4 protein-coding genes are annotated in these 4,761 nt (G+C 61.2%); all 4 read right to left on the bottom strand.

Going from position 1 to position 4,761, the window contains the following annotated elements; all coding sequences use genetic code 11:
- Positions 1–397, bottom strand: a 397-nt coding sequence (locus HUK84_RS10800) for an ROK family protein (protein ID WP_176640303.1), incomplete at its 3' end; no start/stop codon positions are given.
- A gap of 26 nt (positions 398–423) precedes the next feature.
- Positions 424–1,623, bottom strand: coding sequence for an acyltransferase family protein (locus HUK84_RS10795; RefSeq protein ID WP_218064320.1), 1,200 nt, complete (start codon positions 1,621–1,623; stop codon positions 424–426).
- Between the two features lie 38 nt (positions 1,624–1,661).
- A complete protein-coding gene (locus tag HUK84_RS10790; protein WP_176640301.1) occupies positions 1,662–4,133 on the bottom strand; it encodes a TonB-dependent receptor in 2,472 nt (823 codons plus the stop codon).
- A 121-nt stretch (positions 4,134–4,254) separates the two neighbouring features.
- Entirely contained in the window at positions 4,255–4,428 is a 174-nt protein-coding gene (locus tag HUK84_RS10785) for a hypothetical protein (protein ID WP_176640300.1), read from the bottom strand.
- Between the last annotated feature and the right edge of the window lie 333 nt (positions 4,429–4,761).

Raw genomic sequence — 4,761 nt, 5'->3', positions numbered from 1 at the left:
CGCCCTGCATCGCCTCGGCCAGCGCGAAGCAGTGCGCATCGTTGCCGATCACCACCGGCCGGCCCAGCCGCGCCATCAGCGCGTCGCGCAGCGGGCGGTCGTTGACGCAGGGAATATTGGCCGAACGGGTATGCCCCGTCTGCGGGTCGCAGACGCCCGCGATGGCGACATGCAACGGCAGGCCGCGATCATAGGGGGCCGCAAGCTCGGCCAGGGTAGAGGCGAAATCGGCCATGCTGCCGACCGGCGTCGGCCGGCGCCGCCGGCTGGAGAGCTGGTGGGCGCCGTCCGCGACGGCGAAATCGATATACGAGCCGCCAATATCCGCGCAGAGTATCACGATGTGATCCTTGAAGCCGTTCATGGGCAGGCCCGGCAGGCCGCCTGCCCACATCATGGGATCCCGAAAAGGACGATGCGCGTTCAGATCTTCACGACGATCTTCTTCTTCCACAGCACGAAGCTGGGGATGAAGCACAGCGCGACATACGCGCAGGCATAGAACAGCGACGTCAGTTCGGTCGAGCCCCAATGCGCGAAGACTGTCCGGTACACCCATTCGCCGATCCCCTGGCCCTGCGGCATGACATGAATGTCCCACAGGATTTCCGAACCGAACTCCGAGACGCAATAGGCCACGATCGCATTCGATCCGAAGATGATCGACAGCATCATGAATCCCCGCACGGCGGCGGACAGGCGATAGACCTGCCGGACGTCGATCAGGATAAAGAGCGCGTAGAGCGCCATGATGTCGATGCCGGCGCACAGCAGGACGAAGCTGCTGGACCAGATATTCTTGTTGAACGGAAAGAAGGCATTCACGACGAAGGACAGCACGAAGAGTCCCGCCCCGCCCAGGGCCCAGCGCCGCACGACCGGCGCATCCGGATTCCGCGACGCCGCCTTCATCACCAGGCCCGAGACGATTCCGATCAGCACCGTGCAGAGCGCGGGAAAGGTGCTGAGAATGCCTTCCGGGTCGCGATAGATGCGATAGAGATGCCCGAAATGGAACCATTTCCGGCAGAAATCATTGAAGGCGCGATCCATCCAGGCGACGATATTGTTGCGATCATCCAGATAGGCGACATCGACCCCCGGCATGCCGATGCCCGGAATGGGCACGAACCGCAGCAGCACCCAGTACAGCACCAGAATCGTCGCGACGATACCGCAAAGGACGCGGATGTCGCGTACCTTCAGAAACAACGTCCCGCAGATCAGATAGCAGACGGCGAAACGCGTCAGGACGCCCAGAACCCTCAGATTCGCGAAATCGAAATGCGGGAACAGGGCAAGAAGAATGTCGATACCGAACAGAATCAGCGACCGCCGGACGATGCCGGCCAGAAGTTCGCCCGACGGCACGCCACGGTCGATCCGGCTGCCCAGCGAGAACGGAATCACGCAGCCCATGATGAACATGAAACTGGGAAAGACCAGGTCGGTCGGCGTCCAGCCGTTCCATTCGGCATGCCGCAAGGGGGCATAGACATGGGCCCAGTCGCCGGGATCGTTGACCAGGATCATGAAGGCGATCGTCAGTCCCCGCAGGATATCCACCGACATGATGCGGGTTTTTTGGATTTCATAAGGCTTTTCGATTAACGGCTGGTCCACCATGTTCTCCTGCTGCTGGATCGGCGACAATTCGGTGCTCAGAAGCCGCTGGAAATCGAGACGAAGGCCGAGAACGGCGCACCGACCAGATAGATCGGGCTGGACCCCTCGACCACGGTGCCGCGCAGGCCCGTCACGCTCCGGGCGTTGGCCGTCGTGCTGCCGGCCATGGCCAGGTAATGGTTGTCGCCGATATTGACCAGGTTGAGCTGGATCTGCGGATGCCTGGCCGGACCGATCGACCTGAAGCGATAGCCCAGGGTCAGGTCCGACGTTACATAGGACGGAATGCTTTCATCGTTCATGAACGTCGTGTACTGGGAATCGATATAGCGCAAATTGAAGTTTCCAAACATCCGCCCGTCGTCATATTGCAGGCCGATCGCCCCGGTGAATTTCGGACTGCCGACCGATATCTTTCCCTGCGTGGGCAGGATTTCCGTCCCGACATCGAAATTATTGTCCATCGTCGAATGCAGGTACTGGCCCGACAGATAGGGGCTGAAATGGTGCCAGTACCCCAGGCCGAATTCAGCCTGGACGCCGCGCGACGTTTCGCCGCCCGCGTTGATCGGCTCCGCCACCACCGACGTCGTCCCCGGAATATAGCCTGAAGACGAGATATTGTGATTGGTGATGTTCAGGTTGAACGCCGAGATCGAGACGTTATAGAACCCGGTATGGCGATAGCCGATTTCCTCGCCGATCGAATATTCCGGCTTCAGCGCGCCGACCGTCGCGATCTGTCCATAATTGGGATCGTAATCGGGGACATAGGCTTCGGTCGAGACCGGTGCGCGAAACGAGGTCGTGCCGTTGATATAGACCTGGTCGTGCGGCGTCAGGCGATAGGTCGCATAGAATTGCGGCAGCGGTTCGAAGTAATTATGCCCGGTCTTCCACGGCTGCGCGCCGGGCACGTTGTTGGTGCCTTCGCGGTACAGCATCACCGCCTTGAACCCGCCGCTGAGTTCCAGCCTGTCATGCAGCAGCTTCAGCGTGTCGGCCAGATAGAGGGCGTTCTGCTGCTGCCAGAAATTCAGATTGTCGCCGCTCAGGATCTGGCTGTTCGGAAAGCGGATCGGGCTCAGCCCATAGCCCGCGACAGGATTGCCCTGGTCGTTCACCAGGTCCCACTGATAGCGTTCGGTATGGCTGGTATAGGAATACCACCAGCCGAAGGTCAGGGTATTGTCGCCATGCGTCCAGCGGATATTGGAATTGATGGCCCCGTTCTTCTGCTTCCACGGGTCGTCCAGCATCGCCGTCGCCACGCCATCGGTGGCATAGGGCAGGTTCAGCGCCGGATAGGCCGATCCCGGCACCCCATATTGCACGTTGCCGAAATATCCCCCCGCCAGCGGAATGGTCTCGCCCCCATAGGACGGACCGGATTCCTGGACGTAATACGGGGTCAGGTTCAGTTCCAGCTCATGCGACAGCACGAATTTCATCGGAACGATGACGTTCAGCAGGTTGGTGTTGTTCTGCGAGAATCGGTAATAACCGACATCGCCCGGCGTATATCGGCCGTCCAGGTTGAAGCTGGTGCCGTACTGCTTCCATTGCTGCAGGGTCGGGTTCAGCATCCCGTTGGCGAACTGGCGGGTATAGCCGAAGATGAACTTGACGCTGTTGCCCTGGCCCCAGTCCTTCACGAACTTGGAATCGACGTGATAGCGGAACTGGTCGCCTGGCCCGCGCCAGTTGTTCGACGCGGTATAGGAAAACGACGCGAAGCCGCGAATGCCGCTATTGCCGATGTCGCCGGTATTGAAGCGGACGAATTCCTTGTTCGCGCTGTGGGTGCCGCCCATCAGGTCGACATAGCCGCCCATCTTGTGCGCCGGGTCCAGCTCGAAGGTCGAGATCTGGCCGCCCACCGCGTTGATCAGCGGCGCATCGATGTCCGGCGAGCCCTGCGAGACGGTGACGGACCCGATATTTTCATTGTCCACCAGGGTCGAGGTGAAAGGCCCGTAATTGATCGGGTCGGATTCCGGCGCACCCTCGAACAGAAAGCCGATCTGCGTCTGCGTCAGGCCGCGCATGGTCATCGTATCGCCGCCGGTCATGCCCAGCGGATCGACCTTGGCCGACACCACGCCCGGCAGGCTGGCGACCATGTTCGCGATCGTGGTGGTCGGCGTCTGCTTGGCGATATAATCGCGCGTCAGGCCACTTTGCGATCGCGGGGCATGCTCGATCGGCATCAGGCCGCCGCCGGGGGTCGTGTTGGTCACGCCATTGGAACTATAGGTCCCGGCGGTGACCGATACCGTTTCGGCCTCCTGCCCCTGCGGCAGGACCGACATTCCGGTGACCGATGTTCCGGTGACCGCGGTCCCCCCCGCACCAGCGTCGCCGCCCACCGGACGATGGGCGGAGTCGGACCGGGACTGGGACTGGGACTGGACCAGGTCCTGCGCCAGGACCGCGCCCGATCCGAGGGTCGAAACCGAGAACATGACCGTCGTCACGCAAAGCGCGGTCTTGAGCGTCAGGGCCATTGCGAAGCATCCCGTACTATGCGGTTGTTCTGGATAATTATGCCGGATCGACCACGTCCTTCCGTGCAATACTGCACAAAGGACGCGCTATGCTGTTTCCACGGGGGAAACCGCGAATTCGTTACGAATTAAGTACGGGATGATTTAGTTCTGCAATAAAAATAAAGTCGGCCACAAATTTTTTTGCGGCCCGAGCCGACACCGAAACGGACTCCCCGGCATCCGGGATTCCAGCCGCTTCCGGCGGAACGGACCAGGCCGGGAACTTCTCCATAAAATCGATATCTTTCGTCATTGAAAGATCCCCGACACGGCCCCGGACCGGATCGGACCAGCCAGGACGACGGAAACCCCATTGACCCGATGATGGTTTGCTGATCGAAATAAGTCACGTCGCCGGATCAATCGCATCACCGGTCCGGCGACGTCACGACTGCGATCCGGTTTTCCCGTGGCCCCTCCCGACGCGCGCCGGCTTCCGGCGATGCGCGGGGCGGGCGCGGCATCGATCCGGGGCCATGCCCCCCTGCCTTTCCTCCCAAGGACCATCGCCATGCTCCGATTCCCGTTCCGCACGATGTGCGCGGCCCTGCTGGCCGCCACGGCCTGCTCCCCCCTCGCGCCAGCC

It is taken from the genome of Nguyenibacter vanlangensis (assembly GCF_013376155.1).
GTDB lineage: Bacteria > Pseudomonadota > Alphaproteobacteria > Acetobacterales > Acetobacteraceae > Gluconacetobacter > Gluconacetobacter vanlangensis.
Note: the sequence above shows the minus strand (reverse complement) of the source record. Positions and strands in the feature narration are given on the sequence as shown.